Source organism: Bacillus sp. FSL E2-0195, from assembly GCF_038003645.1.
Classification (GTDB): domain Bacteria; phylum Bacillota; class Bacilli; order Bacillales; family Bacillaceae_G; genus Bacillus_A; species Bacillus_A mycoides.
Genome location: NZ_JBBOPN010000001.1, coordinates 4,397,994 through 4,421,354, shown reverse-complemented (window position 1 = coordinate 4,421,354; position 23,361 = coordinate 4,397,994). Strand labels below are relative to the sequence as shown.

The window sequence follows — 23,361 nt, the reverse complement described above, 5'->3', positions numbered from 1 at the left end:
AATGTTGTTTAAACAACATATAGGTTTAAATTGTTGGTTGTAGATTCGGGATAATTATTTATAATTATAAACGATAGTCCTTTAGAAATCAGCACCGCTAGGATGCAGACAAAACATAGTTTGCGTCGTAAAAGGTGTGCTTTTTTTGTTTAAAGGTTAATATAATTAACAATTAAACAATATAAACACTAAGGATATAAATAGTTTAGAAAAAAATTATATGCGATATAAGGAGAGGAATGCAATGAATCAGTTTCGAAGAATGGTAATTATCAACATTATCACATTAATTGTATTAGTTGGCGGCGGTATTGGCGGTTATTACTATTACAATCAAACAGAAAACTATTTAAAAACAGAAAATGCAAAGATTGACGGGAAAGTAATCCCAATTGCATCACCAGCAGCAGGTAAATTAACAGACTGGAAAGCTGAAGTAGGAAAAAACTACAATGAGAACGATAAATTAGGTGCGGTTACTGTAGCAGGAGCAAATGGTGAGCAAACAGTAGATGTAACAATTCCACAAAATGCAACAGTTGTACAATCAAACGCAACAACTAATGCGTTCGTTGGGGCAGGTAGCCCAATTGCTTATGCATTTGATATGAACAATTTATGGGTAACAGCAAATATTGAAGAAACAAATATTGATGATGTTCAAAAAGGCCAAACAGTAGATGTGTATGTAGATGCATACCCAGATACAACGTTAACAGGAAAAGTAGAACAAGTTGGATTAACAACGGCGAATACATTCTCGATGTTACCATCAAGTAACTCAACAGCGAACTATACGAAAGTAAAGCAAGTTGTACCAGTTAAAATTTCTTTAGATCATAGTAAATCAGTAAATATTGTTCCTGGAATGAATGTGTCAGTTCGTATTCATAAGTAAGGGGGAGATGAGATGTCCTCAATTGCAATTGTAGGATATGCACTATTTTGTATAATCGTCTTCTTCCTTATAAATCGTCTTTTACGAAAGAAAAAAACGAATGTGGGAGAAGAACAAGTCCCAGCCGTAAGTAAGATAGAAGTAAGTCAAGCAGAAACAGTAGAGAAAGAACTTGAACAAAAACAAGAAACAGAAGCTTCTAACGTAGTGGAATTAGAAACAGGGAAGCAAGAGCAAGTAAAACAGGAAAAAGAAATGCTGAAGAGACAATTGCCGGTAGAGAATGTGAATGTAAAGGCAGTTGTAGCTGTACTAATTCTCGGTATGTTCGTTTCTATTTTAAACCAAACGATCATTAATGTTGCATTGCCTCCATTAATGAACGAATTTAACGTATCAACTTCAACAGCACAATGGTTAATTACAGGCTTCATGCTTGTAAACGGAATTTTAGTACCAATCAGTGCATTTTTAGTTTCACGATTTACGTATCGTAAATTATTCATAGCAGCAATGTTATTCTTCACTGTAGGATCTATCATTTGTGCTACATCAGGAAACTTTACAATGATGATGACGGGCCGCGTTATTCAAGCGGTTGGTGCGGGTATTTTAATGCCAGTTGGTATGAATATCTTCATGACATTATTCCCGCCTAATAAACGCGGAGCAGCTATGGGGTTACTTGGGGTAGCGATGATTTTAGCACCAGCTATCGGACCAACTGTAACAGGTTGGGTAATTGAAAACTATAGCTGGAACTTAATGTTCTATGGGATGTTTGTTATCGGTTTAATTATTACGTTCTTATCTTTTAAATTCTTTACACTAGCTCAGCCAGTGTCTAAAACAAAGTTAGATGTATTCGGTGTTATTAGTTCAAGTATTGGACTAGGTAGCTTACTGTACGGATTTAGTGAAGCTGGAAATAATGGCTGGACTAGTGCAGAAGTTGTTATAACACTTATCATCGGTGTCATTGGTTTAGCTGTATTTATTTGGAGAGAGTTAACAACAGACAATAAAATGCTTGATTTACAAGTGTTTAAATATCCGACGTTCACTTTCACATTAGTAATTAACGCGATTGTAACGATGGCCTTATTCGGAGGTATGTTATTACTTCCAGTATACTTGCAAAACATTCGCGGTTTTACACCGATGGAATCTGGTTTATTATTACTTCCAGGATCATTAATTATGGGGATCATGGGACCAGTTGCAGGTAAACTATTTGATAAGTATGGTATTCGTCCGTTAGCAATTGTCGGATTAGCCATTACAACATTTGCGACATATAAATTTACAACGTTATCGATGGATACACCGTATAGCGTTATTATGACGGATTATATTATACGCTCAATTGGTATGTCATTCATTATGATGCCAATTATGACAGCTGGTATGAATGCACTGCCGATGAAATTAATTTCTCACGGTACAGCAACGCAAAATACGTCAAGACAAGTAGCTGGTTCAATTGGAACAGCGATATTAATCACGCTTATGACGCAACAAACTACTGCTCACGTAGCGGATTACGGCAATATGTTAACAACGTCAAACCCGATTTTAGTTGATAAAGTACACGGTATGGGCCAAAGCTTAGCGGCATTAGCCGGATCAGCTCAAGCAGGAGATGCGATGAGTACACAACTATTATTCGGACAAATTTCAAAGCTATCTGCAATTAACGGTATTAACGATGCCTTCTTAATTGCAACAATATTAGCAGGTATTGCTTGGGTGTTATCGTTCTTCTTACCATCAGGCAATAAACCAAATAGAAAAGCAGGGAATTAATTTCCCTGCTTTTTTGTCTTTTTAAAGAGTGAGATATAAAAAATGATAACCAGCTACGGAGCACAGCCCTGTTATAAACAAAATTGTTCCCATAGCACGAATGCTGGATATTTGTCTTCCACTTATAATAGCTAATAGTCCAGCTAAAGAGAAGAAACACCAATATAAAGTTCCTGAAATTGGAACCATCCCCTCTAAATCTATTCCAAAACCTATACAAATGATAGGAACAACGATAATCGATATGCTAATCAAACCAGCTATAATAGTAAGTGATTTACGATATTTAATGCCAGCAATAATTAAAAAAATGCCAACGATGAATTGGCATAACATCAAAGTAAGAGCCAAAACCATCCAAGTTAATATTCCAAACACTTCTGTATTACCTCCGATAAAATATTATATATAGAATGAATCCCCTACAGACATAAGTACCCAGAAAATAACCCCTAATATGCCAGCGATAAAAATAATGAATCCCATATTACGTATACTTTTAATCTTTGCCTGTAATCCATTTAATCCTGCCAATAATCCAGTTAAAGAAAACAGTATCCAATATAAAGTAGTTGAAATAGGGAGGATCGTATCGCTATTCACCCCCATGCCCCAAAAAACAAAAGGTAGTGTGACAAAAGATAGGCTAAGTAGCCCCATTAAACCCACAAATAATTTAAGATGTTTAATGCTAGTAATAATTAAAAAAATACCACCGAAAAATCCGCATAAAACAAGAAGTGGCATATAAAAAATCTAAAGTAAGCTCGACATAAATAATCTCCTTCTATGGTGATGAGTTATATTTTACTACATGAGGTTTATTTTGGATGTTATTAATAAATATGTATAAATTGATAGAAATGAGAAGTGATGATACGAATTAATAAAAGAGGTATCGCGATGACACCTCTTTCTAACTCAAGAATGCTAACATATTATTCATAATATGAAATAACATAGCTGGAATAATGGATTTTGTTTTTTTACATAAAATAGCCATTAATAATCCCATGAAGAAAGTAATTACCATTACTCCAAGTGAGTATGTATGAGCGATACCGAAGAAGAAGCTTGTTATGATGGCTGCAATCCAAAATGGAAAGCGTTCTGAGAAGAAGCGAAGTATAAAACCACGGAAAATAAGCTCTTCAAAAATTGGTGTGAGTATAGCGAAGCCGAGAAGTAATAATATTTGATACTGCTTAAAAACGTCTAAGTTTAGTGCGGAAGATTGCTGCTTCGTTGCGTCTTGGAACACATAATTTAACAAGATGTAATTGAGTATAATGTTTATAGCGAAGAAAAGAAGTAAGTATACGTATGTACGCCATTCTTTAAGTACTTTAAAGTTAAAAGATTTTAGTAGTAATTTTTTTGCGGGTTCGAATTTGAAAATGAAGAATAACAACACGGCTAGTTGTAATATGATACTTGCAGTATTTGCAATAGATTCATACAGGGCAATTTGTTTTTTATCTGTAAGGCCGGCTGTATAAATTGTTAAGGGCATTGCGAGGAACACAGTAATAAGTCCGGTTCCGAAAAAAGCGAATAAAACGGAGCTAATAAATTGTCCCCATGACATAGAGTATTTCTGTTCATTAGAAAGTTGTGTAGCGGGTTGCATTTGTAAAACCACCTCTTTATATTTGTATATTTAATTATAAAGTATTTTGCTTTTGAGTGTAACATTTAAATATTACATACAAAGGTGTATTTTTCGCAAAATAATAAAAGAGGTATCACCCTATAGTGATGCCTCTTTCTCATTGATAACTATGTTCTGCCTTGTCATTCAATTTCTTTTGCTCTATTTGTAATTCACGCTCTACCAATTGGTCTAATTGCTGAATTGCTTTCAATGCTTTTTCATAAGAAATCGTTCTATAATGATGCGCTCCGCCCGGTTCTTCATCTGCTTCGTCTGCCCATTTAATAATGTTTTGAAGAGATGTTCTTTCAATTTCTTGCTGTACTAAGAAAGAATCTGTATGAAGAAGAATCGCAATAGAAATTTCTTTTGCTAGTTTAGGATGTTCTCCTAATCTAATAAGCAATTTATGAGATCTTTCTGCCCCTTTAATCGCATGTATATCATTCTTTTTATACAAGTCATAGTCCCATTCGCCGCCCGTGTACCACGTATGATGTCCGATATCATGAAGGAAGCCAGCCTTTGTCGCAGCATCGACTGAGGCGTGATGCTTTTTGGCTAAGTGAAACGCATGATAAGCGACAGCAATCGCGTGGACCATTCCAGAACGGTTTACATATTTTTGCGTAATGTGATGTTTAAAAATTTGTTCAAGCGTAATACGGTGCATAAAACATTCACTCCTTTTATCCAATGATGTATATGAAGAAAATCGATCGGTTTAAATGTATTTTGAACATTGTACTCCATCAATCAGCGTTAGTAAAGTAGAAATGTTTAGGAGAAGAAAAATTTTATAGACATAAAAGGTCACCTTAGTTTTTTTTCTAAGGTGACCTTTTATTGCTTATTTTTTTAATCCTTGCTCCAGTGTTCCTAACATTTCGTGTTTTTCATTTTCATCAGCATTTTTCCAAATGACTTCGAATAAAACGCCAAGACCTGGAAGCATTTTTTCTTCACCGCTTTGAATTGCATCGACAATCGTTTCTTGTAATTGGTCTTGTGAATTTCCAGATACATTCGCTAATACCGCGCCGCGTAAATTAAAACTCATTATCTTCACCTCTTCTTCAGAATTGAAACTGACGTTAGTTTTTGTTCTTTTTTATGTAAATATGTATGAAAAATAGGCTATAATGATAAGACAAGAAGAGAGGGAAATACATATTATGAAAAACATTGATTCAGTACAAAACCCGCGTGTGAAGCAGTGGAAAAAGCTGCAGACGAAAAAAGAGCGCGATAACAAAGCTTTATTTTTTGTAGAAGGATTCCATTTAGTAGAGGAAGCGTTAAAGGCAGGAGTTGTAACAGAACTTATCGTTTCAGATCAGACAGATCTTCCGAAAGATTGGACAGTTAATGATGTTGAAATGTATATTGTGCCTGAAGCAATTGTAAAAGTACTCCGCGAAACAGAAACAACGCAAGGTGTATTTGCTGTTTGTGAGAAACATGAGAAAGAAGTAGCTCTTACTGATGGGAAATTTCTTTTATTAGACGGCCTTCAAGACCCAGGTAATTTGGGAACGATTATTCGTACAGCGGATGCAGCTGGTATTCATGCCGTTGTGCTTGGAGAAGGGTGCGTTGATGTTTATAATAGTAAAGTACTACGATCTACACAAGGTTCTATTTTCCACTTACCGGTTGTAAAAGGGAACTTAGAAGAATGGGTAGACAAGTTAAAAGAAAATAACGTCCCTGTATATGGAACAGCTCTTGAAAATGGAGTTCCATTTGGTGAAGTAACCCCGGCTGGAAGTTTTGCATTAATTGTAGGGAATGAAGGAAGCGGCGTACGCCAAGAAATTCTGGCGAAAAGTGATCAAAACTTGTATATTCCGATTTACGGCGGGGCAGAATCATTAAATGTTGCGGTTGCAGCAGGGATTTTAACGTATTATTTACAAAGCCCAGTTGCGAATCGATAAAAAACTTCTTATAATAAGTTGAAGTACATGTTCATAAAAAAGTGGTGAAATGAGTATCGAACTTTTTTGAACATATAATAAAAGTATATTAATGAAAAACGTTGATAGAGAAGAGTAGCTTACAAAATCGCCATATAGGGAGAGAGTGCCGTAGACTGAAAGCATTCTTATGGTAGATGGAAGTGAATTCACCTCTGGAGTTGGCGCCAGGACCATTTATATGTAAAGGCGTTCCGGTCAGAATTGATCGTTATAACTAATGAGTGGGCAGACTTGTTCTGTCAATTTAGGGTGGTACCGCGAATTTACCTCGTCCCTTTTTGGGAGCGGGGTTTTTTTATTTTTAAAATTAGGAGGGTTCCAAATGGAAGCACGTTTAAAAGAGCTAAAGCAAAAAGCGTTAGAGCTTATTGAAGAAGCGAAAGAGCTAAAGGGCTTAAACGACGTACGCGTAGCGTATTTAGGGAAAAAAGGTCCAATTACAGAAGTATTACGCGGCATGGGAAAATTATCAGCAGAAGAGCGTCCACGTATGGGAGCATTAGTAAATGAAGTACGTGAAGCGATTCAAACGCGTCTAGAAGACAAAATTGGCAACTTAGAAAAAGCAGTAATTGAGGCGAAATTAGCTACTGAAACAATTGATGTTACACTGCCAGGTCGTCCTGTTGAAACAGGTTGTCACCATCCGTTAACAGCAGTTGTTGAACAAATTGAAGATGTATTCATCGGTATGGGTTATGAAGTAGCTGAAGGGACGGAAGTAGAAAAAGACTACTACAACTTCGAAGCATTAAACTTACCGAAAGATCACCCAGCGCGTGATATGCAAGATACATTCTACATTACAGAAGAAACGTTACTACGTACACATACATCTTCTGTGCAAGCACGTACGATGGAAAAGAATAAAGAAAAAGGACCGATTAAAATTATTTGTCCTGGTAAAGTGTATCGCCGCGATGACGATGATGCGACGCATTCACACCAATTCATGCAAATTGAAGGTCTTGTAATTGATAAAAACATTCGCATGAGTGACTTAAAAGGTACACTGCAAGTATTCGTGAAAAAGATGTTCGGTGAAGATCGTGAAATCCGTCTTCGTCCAAGTTTCTTCCCATTCACAGAGCCGTCTGTAGAGATGGATATTTCTTGTATGATGTGTCACGGTAAAGGTTGTGGCACTTGTAAAGGGACTGGCTGGATCGAAATTTTAGGAGCAGGTATGGTTCACCCGAACGTACTTGAAATGGCTGGTTATGATTCAAAAGAATATCAAGGTTTCGCATTCGGTATGGGCGCAGAGCGTATCGCAATGTTGAAATACGGCGTAGATGACATTCGTCATTTCTATACAAATGATGTACGTTTCTTACAACAATTCAAACGAGCGTAAGGGAAGGAGAGGATAAATATGTTCGTATCATATCGTTGGTTACAAGAGTATGTAGATATTAAAGATGTAACAGCACAAGAACTAGCAGACAAAATCACGAAAAGTGGTATTGAAGTAGAAGGTGTTGAAGTATTAAATAAAGGTGTAAAAGGTGTTGTAGTTGGTCACGTATTAGAATGTGAAAAACACCCAGAAGCTGATAAATTAAGCAAATGCTTAATCGATATCGGTGAAGAAGAGCCGGTTCAAATTATTTGTGGAGCTGCTAACATTGCAAAAGGTTTAAAAGTACCAGTTGCAAAAGTTGGCGCTGTACTTCCTGGTAACTTCAAAATTAAAAAAGCAAAACTACGCGGGGAAGCTTCTCACGGTATGGTTTGTGCTCTTCAAGAGCTTGGTATTGATGGGAAATTCGTTGCGAAAGAATATGCAGACGGTATCTTCATCTTCCCAAGTGATGCTGAAGTTGGTGCAGATGCACTTGAAATTTTAAATTTAAATGATGAAGTACTTGAGCTTGGTTTAACACCAAACCGTGCAGATTGCTTAAACATGTTAGGTGTTGCATATGAAGTAGCTGCTATTTACGGCCGTGAAGTAAAACTTCCAGCTATCGACTTACAAGAAACAGCAGAAAAAACTTCTGATTACATTTCTGTAAGTGTAGAAGCGAAAGAAGAAAACCCATTATATATTGCAAAAATGGTTAAAAACGTAAAGATTGGTCCATCACCAATGTGGATGCAAACTCGTCTTATGGCAGCTGGCATTCGTCCAATTAGTAATGTAGTTGATATTACAAACTACATTTTAATGGAATACGGTCAACCGTTACATGCATTCGATTACGATAAATTAGGTTCAAAAGAAATCGTTGTTCGTCTTGCAAAAGAAGGCGAAAAGATTCAAACATTAGATGCTCAAGAACGTACGTTACAAAGCCACCATCTTGTAATTACAAATGGCACAAAAGCGTTAGCTGTTGCTGGTGTAATGGGCGGAGCGGATTCTGAAGTTGATAGCGAGACAGTAAACGTTCTAATTGAGTCTGCATACTTTGCAGGTCAAACAGTGCGCCGTACATCAAAAGACTTAGGTCTTCGTAGCGAATCAAGTGCACGTTTTGAAAAGGGAATCGACCCAACACGTACATTTGAAGCAATTCAACATGCAGCTGCTTTAATGGCAAAATACGCTGGTGGAGAAGCACTTGAAGGTGTAGTAGAAGCTGATAACTTACAAGTACAAGAACGTACAGTATCTGTTACAGCTGAAAAAGTAAACCGTGTATTAGGTACAGATATTTCTGCGAGTGAAATGGGTACAATGTTCACAAACCTGAAATTCCCATTCACAGAAGTAGAAGGAACATTCCATGTAAATGTACCAGCACGTCGCCCTGACATTACAATTTCAGAAGACTTAGTAGAAGAAGTAGGTCGTCTGTATGGTTATGATCACATTCCAGTTACATTACCATCTGGAACAATGACACGTGGTAAATTAACATCAGCACAAACGAAACGTCGTAAAGTACGCCGCTTCCTAGAAGGTGCTGGTTTATATGAAGCAATCACATATTCATTAACAAGCGCTGACAAAGCGAAACAATATATGGTTGAGCCGAACGAAAAAGCTCCTGTAAATCTTGCGCTTCCAATGAGCGAAGAGCGTAGCCAACTTCGTTTAAGCTTAGTGCCACAATTGTTAGAAGCAGTTTCATACAATGTTGCACGTAAAAACGACAGCGTTGCATTATATGAAGTAGGTTCTATCTTCTTACCAACAGAAGCAGGAGAACTTCCGAAAGAAGAACAACATCTTGCAGGTGTTATGACAGGTCTTGCTCTTCACCATGCATGGCAAGGTGAGAAGAAAGTTGTAGACTTCTTCGTTGTTAAAGGTGTATTAGAAGGATTATTCGACGTACTTGGCGTGGCAAATCAAATCACTTATGCACCAGCAAAACGTGAAGGTATGCACCCAGGCCGTACAGCTGACATCGTATTAGATGGTGAAGCAATCGGATTCATCGGTCAATTGCACCCGGAAACAGAAAAACAATTAGATGTGAAAAATACATTCGTATTCGAATTATCTCTTGCAAAAGTATTCGGTGCAGACGCTGAGGAAACTTACTACTTAGCAATTCCACGTTTCCCATCTATGACACGTGATATGGCTGTTGTAGTAACAACAGAAACAAAAGCTGGTGAAATGAAGCAAGTCATTGCTGAAGCTGGCGGAGAACTTCTGAAAGACGTAGCACTATTCGACTTATACGAAGGTGAAAAAATGGAAGAAGGCAAGAAATCACTTGCATTCTCTATGAACTACTTCGATGCAGAACGTACATTAACAGACGAAGAAGTAACAGAAGCGCATAACCGTGTATTAACAGCGGTAGAAGAGAAATTTGGTGCGGAGTTACGTAAGTAAAAAAAATTGCCGGATTAATTCCGGCAATTTTTTTATGGCACGATTGTCGGAAAATGTCGGTAAGTCGATATATTATAAAAATCGCTGATATATTTTCTGGCATCTTGCATCTTTCTCTCGAATGTAGTACATTAATTTTAGTTTAACAAAACGAAAGACGATGATAAGGAAAAGTAGTATATACTATAATCCAAAGCGAGTCAGGGACGGTGAGAGCCTGATGAGGCGGTATATGTGAAGAACACCTTGGAGTTGCTAACCGAAATTGAAGCTTGTATTCAAGAGTAGACTTAGACGGGAATCCGGCCTGTTACAAACCGGGAAGTATGTATTACATACGAGTTAAAGTTGGTCTTTATGACAAATTGGGTGGTACCGCGAAGTTTAACCTTTCGTCCCTTTATGGATGAAAGGTTTTTTTGTATTTAAATATATGAGTAAAGGAGAATTTTACTATGGAAAACACATTAGTAAAAAGTCTGTATAGAGATACAGATAAATACGCAGATCAAACAGTACAAGTATCGGGTTGGATTCGTAACTTACGTGATTCAAAAGCATTTGGTTTCATCGAATTAAACGACGGTAGCTTCTTCAAAGGTGTTCAAATCGTTTTCGATACAGAATTAGAGAACTTCAAAGAAATTGCAAAGCTTCCACTAAGCTCTTCAGTTAAAGTAGAAGGTAAAGTAATTGCAACACCTGGAGCGAAGCAACCATTTGAAATTAAAGCAGAAAAAATTGATATCGAGGGCTTATCAGATTCTGATTACCCACTTCAAAAGAAGCGTCATACGTTTGAATACTTACGTACAATCGCTCACTTACGTCCAAGAACAAATGCATTCTCAGCAACATTCCGCGTGCGTTCTATCGCAGCATTTGCAATTCACCAATTCTTCCAAGAGCGTGGATTCGTACATGTTCACACACCAATTATTACTGGTAGTGATACAGAAGGTGCAGGCGAAATGTTCCGCGTAACAACGCAAGATTTAAACAACGTAGCAAAAGGTGAAGACGGACAAGTTGACGAATCAAAAGACTTCTTCGCTAAAGAAACAAACTTAACAGTAAGTGGACAGCTGAACGCTGAAGCTTATGCATTAGCATTCCGTGATGTGTACACATTCGGACCTACATTCCGTGCGGAAAACTCAAACACAACTCGTCACGCAGCGGAGTTCTGGATGGTTGAGCCTGAGATTGCATTCGCTGAGTTAGGCGATGTAATGGATCTTACAGAAGATATGCTGAAATATGCAATGAAATACGTACTAGAGCATGCACCAGAAGAAATGGACTTCTTCAACAGCTTCGTTGATAAAACAGTTCTAGAGCGCATGAACAACGTAATCAACTCTGACTTCGGTCGCATCACTTATACAGAAGCAATTAAAGTACTTCAAGAATCAGGTGCTGAATTCAAATACCCAGTAGAATGGGGTATTGACTTACAAACAGAGCACGAAAGATACTTATCAGAAGAAATCTTCAAACGCCCTGTATTCGTAACTGACTATCCGAAAGACATTAAAGCATTCTACATGCGTATGAACGAAGATGGTAAAACAGTAGCAGCTACTGATCTTCTAGTTCCTGGCATCGGCGAATTAATCGGCGGAAGTCAACGTGAAGAAAGAATGGACGTTTTAGTAGACAGAATTAAAGAATTAGGTATGAACGAAGAGGACTACTGGTGGTACTTAGAACTTAGAAAATACGGCGGTACAAAACACGCTGGATTCGGTCTAGGTTTCGAGCGCTTCCTAATGTACATCACTGGCATGGCTAACATCCGTGACGTAATTCCATTCCCAAGAACTCCAGGTTCTTCTGAGTTTTAAGATGAAAAAAGCGAGAGCAACTGCTCTCGCTTTTTTTGTTTGGAAAAATGTTGTTCATAGGTTCGTTCATATCTCACATATAGTAAAACGAATGAAATATTTATGGGCAAGGGAAGGGGTTTTTGTACAATGGGGGAGATTCAAAGTCATACAAAGTGGGCACTGCATGACAAGTATGTGGTGATTACTGGTGCAACAAGTGGTATTGGATTAGCGGCAGCTAAGACATTTGCAGAGCGCGGTGCCAAACTAGGAATCATTGCACGTAACGAGGAAAAAGCGAATGCTGCTATTGCTCAAATTAAGGATGTAACGAATGGGGATGTGATGATAGATCTATTTTTAGCTGATATGGCTTCCCAACAATCTATACGCCGGGTAGCTACTGATATTTTGGAAAGGTGTCCGAGAATAGATATATTAGTGAATAATGCTGGTGCTTTATTTCAAACAAGGCAGCTTACAGAGGACGATTTGGAGATGACTTGGGCGGTTAACCATTTAGGTCCATTCCTAATCACTAATTTGCTGTTGGAGCGTTTAAAAGAAAGTGCTCCTGCTCGTGTTATCACCACCGCATCTCACGGTCACAAAATGGCTAAAAAGGGAATTGATTTCGGTGATTTAGATGCAGAACAACTTTATCGTGGTGTTAAGAAATTTATGGGTGGTCCTACAATGCGTTATGCTCAATCAAAACTAGCAAATATTTTATTTACCGCTGAATTGGCAAAGAGGTTGGAGGGGACGGGTGTTAGTGCATACAGCTTCGATCCAGGGCTAGTGGCTACGAATTTCAACCAGGACAATGGTCTAGTTGCTCGCTTAACTATGGCAGCAATGAAACCTTTCTCTCGTACACCCGAGAAAGGTGCTGAAACTCTAATATGGCTAGCAGAATCAACTGAATTTACTGATCATAGTGGTTATTACTATGCCGATAAGCAAATAGGAAAAATGTCTGAAGCTGCCTTGGATAAGGATGCCGCAAAACGTCTATGGGACATTAGTGAAAAACAGACAGGAGGATAAAAGAGTAGCCAGTATATGTTCAGATGGTTATGCTGAATAGTTTTTTACTCTTAAGTGAAAAGTAATCTTGGGGGTGATTGTAATGAGTAAGAAAGTGAAAACAGACCATTCTAGATCAAGCTTAGGTTCTCCGGAAGTGGAAGGACAAGGAACGACTACGCATGAAACGGGTTCTTATAAAGTACCTTCATCAAATAAGAAGCAGAAACGAAGTTAAACATAAAAAGGGAGTCATGGAGACTCTCTTTTTTAGGTGAATAGTAAATGAATATATATCAGTCTAAATTTAAATATATATATATATACAGAATAAGTGCGGCGAAAATAGGAACGTGTGAGATCCTATTTATCCATTTTTTATTCATAAAAGGCGAAAAGAATTCAATTCTTTTCGCCTTGTTTAGTTCATCCATATCCTGTCGATACTAAAAAGTAGTTATTTTTTCAGTAACCGAAACGCCTTCTCTGTATTAGCAAAATGCACTTTCACAAATTCAGGTAGTCTTTCTTTACCGACTTTTTGAATTAATTTAGCAGCGGCAATATCAACTTGTTTACCAGCACCTTTCGGAAGTTGCATACCAGCTTTTTTGCTTAGTTCGTCAAATTGTTTTACGAATGAGTAACGAGCTAAAATGGAAGCGGCGGCTACTGCTAAATGGACACTTTCACCTTTTGTAGCGAAGTAAACATTTTCACGCTGTACCTGTTTTTGTTTCGCTAAATATTTATAGTATGTATCAGGCTGTGTAAATTGGTCGATTAAGATGCCTTCTGGTTTTGTAGGTGCGATTTTTGCCAATAAGTTTGTGATGGCTTTGTTATGCAGTAAAGCTTTTAGTTTACCTTGGTTGTTTCCTTTATCAAATAGCTCGTTATATTTTTCATTATGAAGAACGAGGGAGCTGTAAGGAACAACGTGAAGGAGTTGTTTTGCAATCTCAGCAATTTGAGCATCATTTAAGTTTTTGGAGTCTTTTACACCAAGTTCTTTTAAAAGTGGAATTTGCTTTGCATCCACATATACAGCAACTACTGTCATCGGTCCGAAGTAATCACCAGTACCTACTTCGTCTGATCCTAGAATAGACATTGTGCCGATGGAAGCGGGCGGCGCATAACGATGTGAATTGACCGATTTTTTTACAGCTGATTTTGGTGTTTGAGAGACAGTTTGCCAACGAGAAGCTTCTGCTTCAGCACGTCCACCCTGAAACATCACTTTTCCTGATTTATAAGCTGTAATTGTGCAAGATTGAACTTTTGCCATAAAGATACCGCCTTGCGGAATTTTGGGGCTAAGTGCTTGTTTGTATTGTTGTTTCATGTCTTCAATTACTGTAGAACTTGTTTGTATTACGATAGAATTTGACAAAATGGTCGCTCCTTTTTTATGTTGTTATTTTTATCATATCGGATTGTTCTTTCTGTTTCCATATTATGATGGTTCATGGTATGATAAACTTTAGGATTCTGTACGTGATTGGAGGCCGGTGAGTTGTCACAACAAAAGGGAAATAAAAGTCGAATTAATGTAGAAATATATGGCCAACAGTATTCAGTTGTTGGCGATGAAAGTACAAGTCATATCCGCATGGTAGCAGCGATTGTGGATGATAAAATGCGCGAACTCAATGCCAAGAATCCTTCGCTTGATACGAGTAGACTAGCGGTATTGACGGCGGTAAACGTCATACACGATTACATAAAATTAAAAGAAGAACATGAGAAATTGAAAGAAAGTATGACACAAAAAGGAATTGAATAAACATGATTGATATTATTATCATTTTATTGCTTGTTATGGGATTCTTCCTCGGTTTACGCAGAGGATTTATTTTGCAACTTGTAAAGTTAACAAGCTTTATTATCGCATACCTCGTTGCATACTGGTATTGTAAAGATTTAGCGCCAGCACTTGCGAAAATTATTCCGTATCCATTTGATAAGAATGTTTCTGTTCCAGAATGGATAGATGCGAATAATATTGAGGGTGTCTTCTATCAAGCAATTGCGTTTATCGTATTATTTATTATTACAAAAATCGCACTTTCACTACTTGGTAATTTACTGAATATGTTTGCAGAAATCCCAGTTTTAAAGCAAGTCAATGCGGTTGCTGGGGCACTTCTTGGCTTTTTAGAAGTGTATATCATTCTGTTTGTCTTAATTATTGTTGGAACAATTCTTCCAATTGAACAAATACAAACACCATTACAAAAATCATCAATTAGCAAAATAATTGTAGACGATACACCGATTCTTTCTGAAAAGGTGAAGGAACTATGGCAGACAGGTAGCAGAGTGTAACTTCTCTTTTTTCGGAAAGAGAAGTTTTTTTCTATGAAAGAAAGGCGGGGCAATGATGAAAGTGAATAAAAAACAAGTTATCAAATTACTAGAGACAATCGGCCTATTTATGGAACTAAAGGGCGCGAATCCATTTAAAATATCTGCATTCCGTAAAGCGGCGGCAGCACTAGAAAGTGATGACCGTAGTCTTTCTGAAATTGAAGATTTCACAAAGATTCCAGGTATCGGAAAAGGAACGGCAGCAGTTATTCAAGAATATATAGAATCGGGAACATCTGAAGTACTACAAGAACTTGAAAAAGAAGTACCAAGCAGTTTATTACCACTATTAAAACTACCAGGCCTTGGTGGTAAGAAGGTGGCCAAGTTATACAAAGAACTTGGTGTTGTTGATATGGAAACGTTAAAAGCTGTTTGTGAAGAAAATAAAGTACAAGCTTTAGCTGGATTCGGTAAGAAAACAGAAGAGAAAATATTAGAAGCAATTGATCAAGTAGGCTCTCGTCCAGAGCGTTTACCAATTGCGATGGTATTGCCTATTGCCGGGGAAATAGAGGAGAAATTGTCGAATGTTGCTGAAATAATTCGTTTCTCACGCGCTGGTAGTTTACGCCGTGTTCGTGAGACAGTGAAGGACTTAGATTTCATCATTGCAACGACAGAGCCAGCAGTAGTGCGTGAACATTTACTACAATTTGATAATATGATTGAAGTGATTGCAAGTGGAGATACGAAAGTATCTGTTCGTCTTCAATATGAATATGATATTTCAATTGACTTCCGCTTAGTAAAACCAGAAGAATTTATTACAACTCTTCACCATTTCACCGGATCAAAAGACCATAACGTAAAAATGCGCCAAATTGCGAAAGATAGAGGCGAGAAAATTAGTGAATACGGTGTGGAAATCTTAGACACAGGTGAAGTGAAAACATTCGAAACAGAAGAAGCATTCTTCGCCCACTTTGGCCTTCCATTCATCCCACCAGAAGTGCGTGAAGATGGAAAAGAAATTGAATTAATTAAAGAGTATCCGAACTTAATTCAGTTCTCTGATATACAGGGTGATTTACATATGCATACAACGTGGAGTGACGGTGCTTTTTCAATTGAAGAAATGGTACAAGCGTGCCGCGCTCATGGATATAAATTTATGGCAATTACTGATCACTCGCAATACTTGAAAGTAGCGAACGGTTTAACGAAAGAGCGTCTTCGTGAACAAGCGAAAGAAATTGAACGTATGAATGAAAAGTATCCAGACATTACAATTTTGCGCGGGATTGAAATGGACATTTTACCAGATGCGACACTTGATTTTGACGATGAAGTATTAGCAGAACTAGATTATGTCATTGGAGCTATTCACTCAAGCTTCTCACAAGACCGTGAAACGATTATGAAGCGTCTTCGCACTGCACTTGAGAATAAGCATGTCACAATGATTGCCCATCCGACAGGACGTCTTCTTGGGCGCCGTGAGGGTTACGATGTAGATACAGATTTATTAATCCAGCTCGCAAAAGAAACAAATACAGTTTTAGAATTAAATGCAAATCCAAACCGTCTAGATTTAAGCGCGAAATTATTAAAACAAGCACAAGATGCTGGTGTAAAAGTAGCGATTAATACGGATGCCCATACACTTGAAATGTTAGAAGATATGGAAACAGGTGTAGCAGCAGCGCGTAAAGGTTGGATTCAAAAAGATAACGTGATTAACACATGGGATATTGAACGTTTATTAGACTATATTAAACGTAATAAGTAATACAGGGGGGACCTGCAACATGTTAGAACGAACGTTGCGTGTATTAGAATACAATAAAGTAAAAGAACAATTACTTGAACATACAGCATCTTCACTTGGTCGTGATAAAGTGAAGAATTTAGTGCCAAGCACAGATTTTGAAGAAATTGTGGAATTGCAAGAAACAACGGATGAGGCAGCGAAAGTCATCCGTTTAAAAGGACATGTACCACTTGGAGGGATTTCTGATATTCGTTCAAATATTAAGCGTGCGAAAATTGGAAGTATGTTAAGTCCTTATGAATTAATTGAAATCGCAAGTACGATGTACGGTAGTCGCCAAATGAAACGTTTCATTGACGATATGATTGACAACGGTGTTGAGCTTCCAATTTTAGAAACACATGTCGCGCAAATTGTGTCTTTATATGATTTAGAAAAGAAGATTACAAATTGTATTGGTGACGGCGGTGAAGTAGTCGATAGCGCAAGTGACAAATTGCGTGGTATTCGTAATCAAATTCGTACTGCGGAAAGCCGTATTCGTGAGAAATTAGAAAACATGACGCGTTCTTCAAACGCGCAAAAAATGTTATCAGATGCAATTGTAACGATTCGTAACGAACGCTACGTAATCCCGGTAAAACAAGAATACCGCGGCGTATATGGTGGTATTGTTCACGATCAATCTGCTTCTGGACAAACATTATTTATCGAACCGCAAGTAATCGTGGAATTAAATAACGCACTTCAAGAAGCACGTGTGAAAGAAAAACAAGAAGTAGAACGCATTTTAATGATGTTAACGGAAGAAGTGGCAGTGGAAGCTGATATTGTTTTATCAAACGTAGAAGTAGTTGCAAATCTTGATTTTATTTTTGCGAAAGCTCTTTATGCGAAGCGAATTAAAGCGACGAAGCCAATCGTAAATAATGAACGCTACATGGATTTAAAACAAGCACGCCATCCGCTTATTGATCCGGAAATTATCGTGCCAAATAACATTATGCTTGGTAAAGACTTTACAACAATCGTTATTACAGGACCGAATACAGGTGGTAAAACAGTTACACTTAAAACAGTCGGTATTTGTGTCTTAATGGCGCAATCTGGTCTTCATATTCCAGTAATGGATGAATCAGAGATATGTGTATTTAAAAACATCTTTGCTGATATCGGTGATGAGCAATCGATTGAACAAAATTTAAGTACATTCTCTTCTCATATGGTAAACATTGTAGATATTTTAGAAAAAGCTGATTTTGAAAGTTTAGTCCTCTTTGATGAATTAGGTGCTGGGACAGATCCGCAAGAAGGGGCTGCACTAGCGATTTCTATTTTAGATGAAGTATGTAACCGTGGTGCTCGCGTTGTTGCAACGACGCATTACCCAGAATTAAAAGCATATGGATACAATCGTGAGCAAGTTATTAATGCGAGCGTTGAGTTCGATGTGAATACATTAAGCCCAACGTACAAATTATTAATCGGTGTACCAGGACGTAGTAACGCCTTTGAAATTTCGAAGCGTCTTGGTTTGTCTGATCGCGTTATTGATCGCGCTCGTAACCATATTAGTACAGATACGAACAAAATCGAAAATATGATTGCAAAGCTAGAAGAAAGCCAAAAAAATGCAGAGCGCGAACGAAAAGAAGCGGAAGAGCATCGTAAGCAATCTGAAAAACTTCATCGTGAATTACAACGTCAAATTATTGAATTTAACGATGAGCGCGATGAAAAATTATTAAAAGCGCAAAAAGAAGGGGAAGAAAAAGTCGAAGCTGCAAAGCAAGAAGCAGAAGGCATTATTCAAGAACTTCGTCAATTGCGTAAAGCACAGCTTATAAACGTGAAAGACCATGAGCTTATTGAAGCGAAGAGCCGTCTAGAAGGTGCGGCGCCAGAGCTTGTGAAGAAACAAAAAGTAAACGTGAAAAACACAGCGCCAAAACAACAATTACGCGCAGGTGATGAAGTAAAAGTGTTAACGTTCGGTCAAAAAGGTCAATTGCTTAAAAAAGTAAGTGATACAGAGTGGAGCGTACAAATTGGTATTCTGAAGATGAAAGTGAAAGAATCCAATATGGAATACATTAATACACCGAAGCAAACTGAGAAAAAAGCAGTCGCAAGTGTGAAGGGTAGAGATTATCACGTGTCGTTAGAGCTAGACCTTCGCGGCGAACGTTATGAAGATGCAATGATGCGCGTTGAAAAATATTTAGACGATGCACAGCTTGCAAGCTATCCTCGTGTATCAATTATTCACGGCAAAGGAACAGGAGCGCTTCGCCAAGGTGTACAAGATTACTTGAAGAAACATCGCGGTGTGAAAACCTACCGCTACGGTGACATGGGCGAGGGAGGCCTAGGCGTAACAGTTGTCGAATTAAAATAGCAAACAACCAAACAAAAGGGGAAACCATTATATGTTTATGGACAAACTTGCAAAAGTATTGTTAGCTTGTTGCGGAATATTTTTGGTAATTGGGGTTATTTATTTAGTTGTTTTTGCGAAGTAAAGGAGCGTCAATCTTGGCATAATGATATCGCCATGGATTGACGCTTTTAATCTATAAGAAAAGGAACAAAACATGAAAATCAACCAATACATAAGCGAAGCAAAATCCTGCTCAAGACGTGAAACAGACCGTCTCATTAAAGCAGGACGTGCCTGTATTAACGGTGAAGTATGTACGCACGGTGCACTCGTTAATGAAGGTGATATTGTAACGATTGATGGGCAAGTTATTGTAAAAGAAGAGAAAGAAAAGGTGTATATTGCCTTCCATAAACCAGTCGGAATTACTTGTACAGCAGCTGAACATATTGAAGATAATATTATTGATTATATCGATTATCCAGAACGAATCTTTCCTGTTGGACGATTAGATAAAGCATCGGAAGGACTCATCTTATTAACGAATGACGGTGCGATTGCGAATCAAATTTTGCACGGTGATCATGAGCATGAGAAAGAATATGTTGTCACTGTTGATAAGCCGTTTACAGATTGGTTTATTGATGAGATGTCCAGCGGTGTAAAGATTAAAGATGGAATGACGAAGCCATGTAAAGTGACGAGAGTTAATCAGTCTACATTCCGCATCGTTTTAACGCAAGGAATGAATAGGCAAATTCGTAGAATGAGTCGTGCTTTCGGATTTACTGTAACAAAGCTAAAGCGAGTACGCATTATGAATATAGAGCTAAATGAGCTTGAAGCTGGAAAATGGCGAGACATTACACCTAAGGAATTAGAAATATTAATAGGGCAGTTATAGGGAGGAAAGTTTTCTCCCTATATTTTTTTGTCAGAAAAAATAAAACTATTGATTTTTTAAAAAATAGCCCATATAATAAAAAACAACAAGTTTCGACAACATATTTTATAAAAGTAATGATGAGGACATGAGTTGTTTTTGACGATTCTCAGAGAGGGAAGCCTTAGGCTGTGAGCTTCCTAATACGGAAAGACAAACTTACCACCTCTAAACTTCAAGAGTGAACTGCAGATGCATTGTAATTCTTGGCGGATAAAACCGTTATCAATTTACACGAGCTATAAAATGAGCTTATTTCGTTATAAATTCATTTTATTAGAATAAGGGTGGAACCACGATTTCAACACTCGTCCCTTTGTTAGGGACGGGTGTTTTTTGCGTTCTTTTACGGGGAAGTATGCTTGAAAGAGGATATGTGACGGATTTTAATTCAGAATATTTTGTCAATAAAATAATTAGGAGGTAGTAGAAATGAAGTCATCTTTAAAGTTTTCTGAGATGTTTGCAATAAGCTTAATGTTATTTGCACTGTTTTTCGGTGCCGGTAATATGATTTTTCCACCAGCGTTAGGGCAAGGTGCTGGAACAGATGTATGGATCGCGTTATTTGGCTTTATCGTAACAGGTGTAGGACTGCCTTTATTAGGAGTTATTGTTATAGCTCTAAAGGGAGATATTAATGAATTAGCAAGACGTGTACATCCTGTATTCGCGCTAATTTTCATTACTGCAATTTATTTATGTTTAGGCGTATTTGTTAGTGTGCCACGTACAGGGACTGTTGCTTATGAAATGAGCATTGCACCATTTTTACCAAGTGAGGTAGCTAGTCAGGCTTATCCACTTGTCATCTTTACATTTATTTTCTTTGCGGTAACTTTCTATTTAGCATTAAACCCATCGAAATTAGTGGGGCGCATTGGTAAAGTGTTAACTCCAATTTTATTAGCTGTTATTGCAATTATTGTAGCGAAAGCAATTATGACTCCAATGGGAGAGTTTGGTGCCCCTACAGAAGCGTATAGTGCCCCACTCTTTAAAGGTTTTATTGATGGATATTTAACTTTAGATGGACTTGCAGCACTTGTTTTCGGAAATGTTGTGATCAATGCTTTAAAAGCAAAAGGCATTACAAATAAGAACAGTATTGCGAAAGTAACAATCTTTGCAGGATTTATTGCAGCACTTGGCTTACTTCTTGTTTATTTAGCACTTGCTTACCTTGGAGCTTCAAGTGTTTCACTTGGAATGGGAGCAAACGGCGGAATTATTTTAACAAACGTCGTGAATCATTTATTTGGTAGCTACGGAACATTATTACTAGGTATCGCAATTACAGCAGCATGCTTAACAACTTCTGTCGGTATTGTAGCAGCTTGTGGAGAATATTTTTCTTCGTTATTACCAAAGCTTTCTTATCAAAAAGTCATTTTTATTTTCTCTGTATTAGCATTTATGGTAGCAAATCTTGGTTTAACTCAGTTAAACGCATTAGCATTGCCGATTTTAATTGCAATTTACCCAATTGGTATCGTACTGATCGTATTATCACTTGTTGAAAACTATATTCGTCTTCCATTAGCTATGTATGTAGGCGGTATTGTAGGCGCATTTGCAATTAGCTTCTTTGATGGATTGCATAATGCAAATCTTCAAGTAGCGGCCCTTGCTCCTATTTTAGATAAAATTCCATTATATAGTGTAGGGATTGGTTGGCTAGTTCCGGGTATCATTGGAATTGCAATTGGATATGTAGTTTCTTTATTTCAAAAGCAAGAAATTGCTGTAGAAAAATAAGGGAAAGAGGCTTTCTTTAAAAGAAAGCCTCTTTTTTTGTAGAAAAATTATATATAGAAGAATTCAGATATTAAAAATTTTATACGTAATATAGTTGACAAAAAAATTACCAGTAGGCTAAGATTGACTTAGTTGTGGAAATATTGGAAGGGAAGAGGTTTTCTATGACTATATCATTTTTGTAAGAAGAGGTGATAGAACGATAGAATTAGGCGGTTTATTTTTTTTGGAATTAGTTGAGAATGATAATCAATAAAATGATGAAAGAGTTTTATGTTTATTCTTATAGGAAAAATTGGTGGGATTATTTTTTTGTCTATCAATGAGAATGATAATCAATATATTTCTAACTACATAGTGTTACTCGTTATAAAATAGAGATAGAAAGATTATTTTTTTTCTTATATATTGAGAATAATTATCATTTTCAAAAAAGAAAAACAAGGAGGCAGTAAGGTAAATGAGAAAGTTTTCGGTATTACCCGCTTTTATTATGACATTCGTATGTATGCTAGCTTTTCTCGTAGTGCCATTCGGACAAGCTTCGGCAAATGTAGCTGACGGTACTTACGATATTAACTATGTCATACAAAAAGCAGAAAATGATTCAGCTTCAATGGCAAATGATTATTTTGAAAAACCAGCTAAGTTAATTGTAAAAAATGGTGAGATGAGAGTACAAATTCCTATGAATCATAGTGCTTGGATTACAGAATTTAAAGCACCAGAGAACGGGAACTTTGTTGATGCAAAAGTTGTTAGTAAAGATGAATCTGCAGATAAAAGAACTGTAGAGTTTAAAATAGACGACTTATCTAAACCAGCAGCTGTAAAAATTCATGTTGTTGTACCGAACGTAAATTATGACCATAACTACACAATTCGCTTTGCGTTTGATGCAAATGTAAAAGCAGTAGGTGGAGAGAATAAGGAAACTGCTGCAACAAAAAATGAAGATCAAACTCAAAAAAATACACAAGTAAAAGAAGAAGTGAAGAAAGAAGAGAGCAAAGAAACAAACAAAGAAACAAGCAAAGAAACAAACAAAGATGTAAATAAAGGAACAAATGAAAGTGGGAAAGCTGAAAAAACAGATAACCCAAAAACAAGTGATGAAGCACGTATCGGATTATTTGCAGCATTACTTCTTATTTCAGGTGTTTTCTTAGTTCGTAAAGTGAAGTTAGGTAAATAAATCT

General features: G+C 37.2%; 21 protein-coding genes and 3 other annotated features. Of the genes, 15 read left to right on the top strand and 6 right to left on the bottom strand.

The window, feature by feature from the left end:
- The first annotated feature begins 244 nt into the window (after nucleotides 1-244).
- Both MHH59_RS22770 and MHH59_RS22765 read left to right on the top strand, forming a co-directional pair.
- Nucleotides 245-898 (top strand): HlyD family secretion protein, encoded by a 654-nt coding sequence (locus MHH59_RS22770; protein ID WP_002129345.1) that lies wholly within the window; start codon nucleotides 245-247, stop codon nucleotides 896-898.
- Between the two features lie 12 nt (nucleotides 899-910).
- Complete coding sequence (locus MHH59_RS22765) at nucleotides 911-2,704, top strand: DHA2 family efflux MFS transporter permease subunit (protein ID WP_002129344.1); 1,794 nt, start codon at nucleotides 911-913, stop codon at nucleotides 2,702-2,704.
- A gap of 21 nt (nucleotides 2,705-2,725) precedes the next feature.
- Here MHH59_RS22765 and MHH59_RS22760 read toward each other — a convergent pair whose 3' ends face one another.
- The 5 genes from MHH59_RS22760 to sspI form a co-directional block, all read right to left on the bottom strand.
- Nucleotides 2,726-3,082, bottom strand: coding sequence for an ammonia permease (locus tag MHH59_RS22760; protein WP_340852400.1), 357 nt, complete (start codon nucleotides 3,080-3,082; stop codon nucleotides 2,726-2,728).
- Nucleotides 3,083-3,106: 24 nt separating this feature from the next.
- Nucleotides 3,107-3,451, bottom strand: a complete 345-nt coding sequence (locus MHH59_RS22755) for a DNA-binding protein (RefSeq protein WP_078213670.1) — start codon at nucleotides 3,449-3,451, stop codon at nucleotides 3,107-3,109.
- A 169-nt stretch (nucleotides 3,452-3,620) separates the two neighbouring features.
- Complete coding sequence (locus MHH59_RS22750; protein WP_002129340.1) at nucleotides 3,621-4,334, bottom strand: CPBP family intramembrane glutamic endopeptidase; 714 nt, start codon at nucleotides 4,332-4,334, stop codon at nucleotides 3,621-3,623.
- A 139-nt stretch (nucleotides 4,335-4,473) separates the two neighbouring features.
- On the bottom strand, nucleotides 4,474-5,031 hold the full coding sequence (locus MHH59_RS22745; RefSeq protein ID WP_340852396.1) for an HD domain-containing protein: 558 nt from the start codon (nucleotides 5,029-5,031) through the stop codon (nucleotides 4,474-4,476).
- Between the two features lie 177 nt (nucleotides 5,032-5,208).
- Nucleotides 5,209-5,418, bottom strand: a complete 210-nt coding sequence (sspI, locus tag MHH59_RS22740) for a small acid-soluble spore protein SspI (protein ID WP_000009511.1) — start codon at nucleotides 5,416-5,418, stop codon at nucleotides 5,209-5,211.
- 82 nt (nucleotides 5,419-5,500) lie between these two features.
- Here sspI and MHH59_RS22735 point away from each other — a divergent pair, with 82 nt between their 5' ends.
- The 6 genes from MHH59_RS22735 (at nucleotide 5,501) to MHH59_RS22710 (ending at nucleotide 13,232) form a co-directional block, all read left to right on the top strand.
- The gene (locus tag MHH59_RS22735) at nucleotides 5,501-6,298 is read left to right on the top strand and encodes a TrmH family RNA methyltransferase (RefSeq protein ID WP_002015458.1); all 798 of its coding nucleotides are present in this window, start codon (nucleotides 5,501-5,503) and stop codon (nucleotides 6,296-6,298) included.
- 92 nt (nucleotides 6,299-6,390) lie between these two features.
- Nucleotides 6,391-6,619: a binding site (T-box leader), on the top strand.
- Nucleotides 6,620-6,662: 43 nt separating this feature from the next.
- Nucleotides 6,663-7,697, top strand: a complete 1,035-nt coding sequence (gene pheS / locus MHH59_RS22730) for a phenylalanine--tRNA ligase subunit alpha (RefSeq protein WP_002015457.1) — start codon at nucleotides 6,663-6,665, stop codon at nucleotides 7,695-7,697.
- An 18-nt stretch (nucleotides 7,698-7,715) separates the two neighbouring features.
- Nucleotides 7,716-10,136, top strand: coding sequence for a phenylalanine--tRNA ligase subunit beta (gene pheT / locus MHH59_RS22725; protein WP_002129337.1), 2,421 nt, complete (start codon nucleotides 7,716-7,718; stop codon nucleotides 10,134-10,136).
- A gap of 151 nt (nucleotides 10,137-10,287) precedes the next feature.
- Nucleotides 10,288-10,539, top strand: a binding site (T-box leader).
- A gap of 52 nt (nucleotides 10,540-10,591) precedes the next feature.
- Entirely contained in the window at nucleotides 10,592-11,983 is a 1,392-nt protein-coding gene (gene asnS, locus MHH59_RS22720; protein ID WP_002167595.1) for an asparagine--tRNA ligase, read from the top strand.
- A gap of 129 nt (nucleotides 11,984-12,112) precedes the next feature.
- Nucleotides 12,113-13,015, top strand: a complete 903-nt coding sequence (locus MHH59_RS22715; protein ID WP_340852999.1) for an SDR family oxidoreductase — start codon at nucleotides 12,113-12,115, stop codon at nucleotides 13,013-13,015.
- A gap of 82 nt (nucleotides 13,016-13,097) precedes the next feature.
- Complete coding sequence (locus tag MHH59_RS22710; RefSeq protein WP_002112167.1) at nucleotides 13,098-13,232, top strand: YuzL family protein; 135 nt, start codon at nucleotides 13,098-13,100, stop codon at nucleotides 13,230-13,232.
- A 219-nt stretch (nucleotides 13,233-13,451) separates the two neighbouring features.
- On the opposite strand, the gene rnhC is transcribed toward MHH59_RS22710, so the two are convergent.
- A complete protein-coding gene (gene rnhC / locus MHH59_RS22705; protein ID WP_078213674.1) occupies nucleotides 13,452-14,390 on the bottom strand; it encodes a ribonuclease HIII in 939 nt (312 codons plus the stop codon).
- A 123-nt stretch (nucleotides 14,391-14,513) separates the two neighbouring features.
- Between rnhC and zapA the strand changes: the two genes are divergently transcribed.
- The 7 genes from zapA to isdC all read left to right on the top strand — a co-directional run bounded on the left by zapA (nucleotide 14,514) and on the right by isdC (nucleotide 23,357).
- A complete protein-coding gene (gene zapA, locus MHH59_RS22700) occupies nucleotides 14,514-14,783 on the top strand; it encodes a cell division protein ZapA (RefSeq protein ID WP_002112165.1) in 270 nt (89 codons plus the stop codon).
- A 2-nt stretch (nucleotides 14,784-14,785) separates the two neighbouring features.
- Nucleotides 14,786-15,325: a CvpA family protein gene (locus tag MHH59_RS22695; RefSeq protein WP_002129333.1), complete on the top strand. Its 540-nt coding sequence runs from the start codon at nucleotides 14,786-14,788 to the stop codon at nucleotides 15,323-15,325.
- Between the two features lie 55 nt (nucleotides 15,326-15,380).
- Nucleotides 15,381-17,099, top strand: coding sequence for a DNA polymerase/3'-5' exonuclease PolX (polX, locus tag MHH59_RS22690; protein WP_002129332.1), 1,719 nt, complete (start codon nucleotides 15,381-15,383; stop codon nucleotides 17,097-17,099).
- 19 nt (nucleotides 17,100-17,118) lie between these two features.
- Nucleotides 17,119-19,479 carry an endonuclease MutS2 gene (locus tag MHH59_RS22685; RefSeq protein ID WP_078213675.1) on the top strand — a complete coding sequence of 787 codons (2,361 nt, stop codon included), beginning with the start codon at nucleotides 17,119-17,121 and terminating at the stop codon, nucleotides 19,477-19,479.
- A gap of 196 nt (nucleotides 19,480-19,675) precedes the next feature.
- Nucleotides 19,676-20,365: a 23S rRNA pseudouridine(2604) synthase RluF gene (locus tag MHH59_RS22680; protein WP_033731387.1), complete on the top strand. Its 690-nt coding sequence runs from the start codon at nucleotides 19,676-19,678 to the stop codon at nucleotides 20,363-20,365.
- 107 nt (nucleotides 20,366-20,472) lie between these two features.
- Nucleotides 20,473-20,723 (top strand) — a binding site (T-box leader).
- A 113-nt stretch (nucleotides 20,724-20,836) separates the two neighbouring features.
- Nucleotides 20,837-22,162: a branched-chain amino acid transport system II carrier protein BrnQ6 gene (gene brnQ6 / locus MHH59_RS22675; protein ID WP_061673924.1), complete on the top strand. Its 1,326-nt coding sequence runs from the start codon at nucleotides 20,837-20,839 to the stop codon at nucleotides 22,160-22,162.
- A 460-nt stretch (nucleotides 22,163-22,622) separates the two neighbouring features.
- Entirely contained in the window at nucleotides 22,623-23,357 is a 735-nt protein-coding gene (gene isdC, locus MHH59_RS22670; protein ID WP_002184863.1) for a heme uptake protein IsdC, read from the top strand.
- Nucleotides 23,358-23,361 lie beyond the last annotated feature (4 nt).

Excerpts from the sequence above, each read along its gene's own strand:
- MHH59_RS22770 (WP_002129345.1), top strand. The coding sequence starts at position 245 with ATGAATCAGTTTCGAAGAATGGTAATTATCAACATTATCACATTAATT.
- MHH59_RS22765 (WP_002129344.1), top strand. The coding sequence starts at position 911 with ATGTCCTCAATTGCAATTGTAGGATATGCACTATTTTGTATAATCGTC.
- MHH59_RS22755 (WP_078213670.1), bottom strand. The coding sequence starts at position 3,451 with ATGCCACTTCTTGTTTTATGCGGATTTTTCGGTGGTATTTTTTTAATT.
- MHH59_RS22750 (WP_002129340.1), bottom strand. The coding sequence starts at position 4,334 with ATGCAACCCGCTACACAACTTTCTAATGAACAGAAATACTCTATGTCA.
- MHH59_RS22745 (WP_340852396.1), bottom strand. The coding sequence starts at position 5,031 with ATGCACCGTATTACGCTTGAACAAATTTTTAAACATCACATTACGCAA.
- sspI (WP_000009511.1), bottom strand. The coding sequence starts at position 5,418 with ATGAGTTTTAATTTACGCGGCGCGGTATTAGCGAATGTATCTGGAAAT.
- MHH59_RS22735 (WP_002015458.1), top strand. The coding sequence starts at position 5,501 with ATGATAAGACAAGAAGAGAGGGAAATACATATTATGAAAAACATTGAT.
- pheS (WP_002015457.1), top strand. The coding sequence starts at position 6,663 with ATGGAAGCACGTTTAAAAGAGCTAAAGCAAAAAGCGTTAGAGCTTATT.
- pheT (WP_002129337.1), top strand. The coding sequence starts at position 7,716 with ATGTTCGTATCATATCGTTGGTTACAAGAGTATGTAGATATTAAAGAT.
- asnS (WP_002167595.1), top strand. The coding sequence starts at position 10,592 with ATGGAAAACACATTAGTAAAAAGTCTGTATAGAGATACAGATAAATAC.
- MHH59_RS22715 (WP_340852999.1), top strand. The coding sequence starts at position 12,113 with ATGGGGGAGATTCAAAGTCATACAAAGTGGGCACTGCATGACAAGTAT.
- MHH59_RS22710 (WP_002112167.1), top strand. The coding sequence starts at position 13,098 with ATGAGTAAGAAAGTGAAAACAGACCATTCTAGATCAAGCTTAGGTTCT.
- MHH59_RS22695 (WP_002129333.1), top strand. The coding sequence starts at position 14,786 with ATGATTGATATTATTATCATTTTATTGCTTGTTATGGGATTCTTCCTC.
- polX (WP_002129332.1), top strand. The coding sequence starts at position 15,381 with ATGAAAGTGAATAAAAAACAAGTTATCAAATTACTAGAGACAATCGGC.
- MHH59_RS22685 (WP_078213675.1), top strand. The coding sequence starts at position 17,119 with ATGTTAGAACGAACGTTGCGTGTATTAGAATACAATAAAGTAAAAGAA.
- MHH59_RS22680 (WP_033731387.1), top strand. The coding sequence starts at position 19,676 with ATGAAAATCAACCAATACATAAGCGAAGCAAAATCCTGCTCAAGACGT.
- brnQ6 (WP_061673924.1), top strand. The coding sequence starts at position 20,837 with ATGAAGTCATCTTTAAAGTTTTCTGAGATGTTTGCAATAAGCTTAATG.
- isdC (WP_002184863.1), top strand. The coding sequence starts at position 22,623 with ATGAGAAAGTTTTCGGTATTACCCGCTTTTATTATGACATTCGTATGT.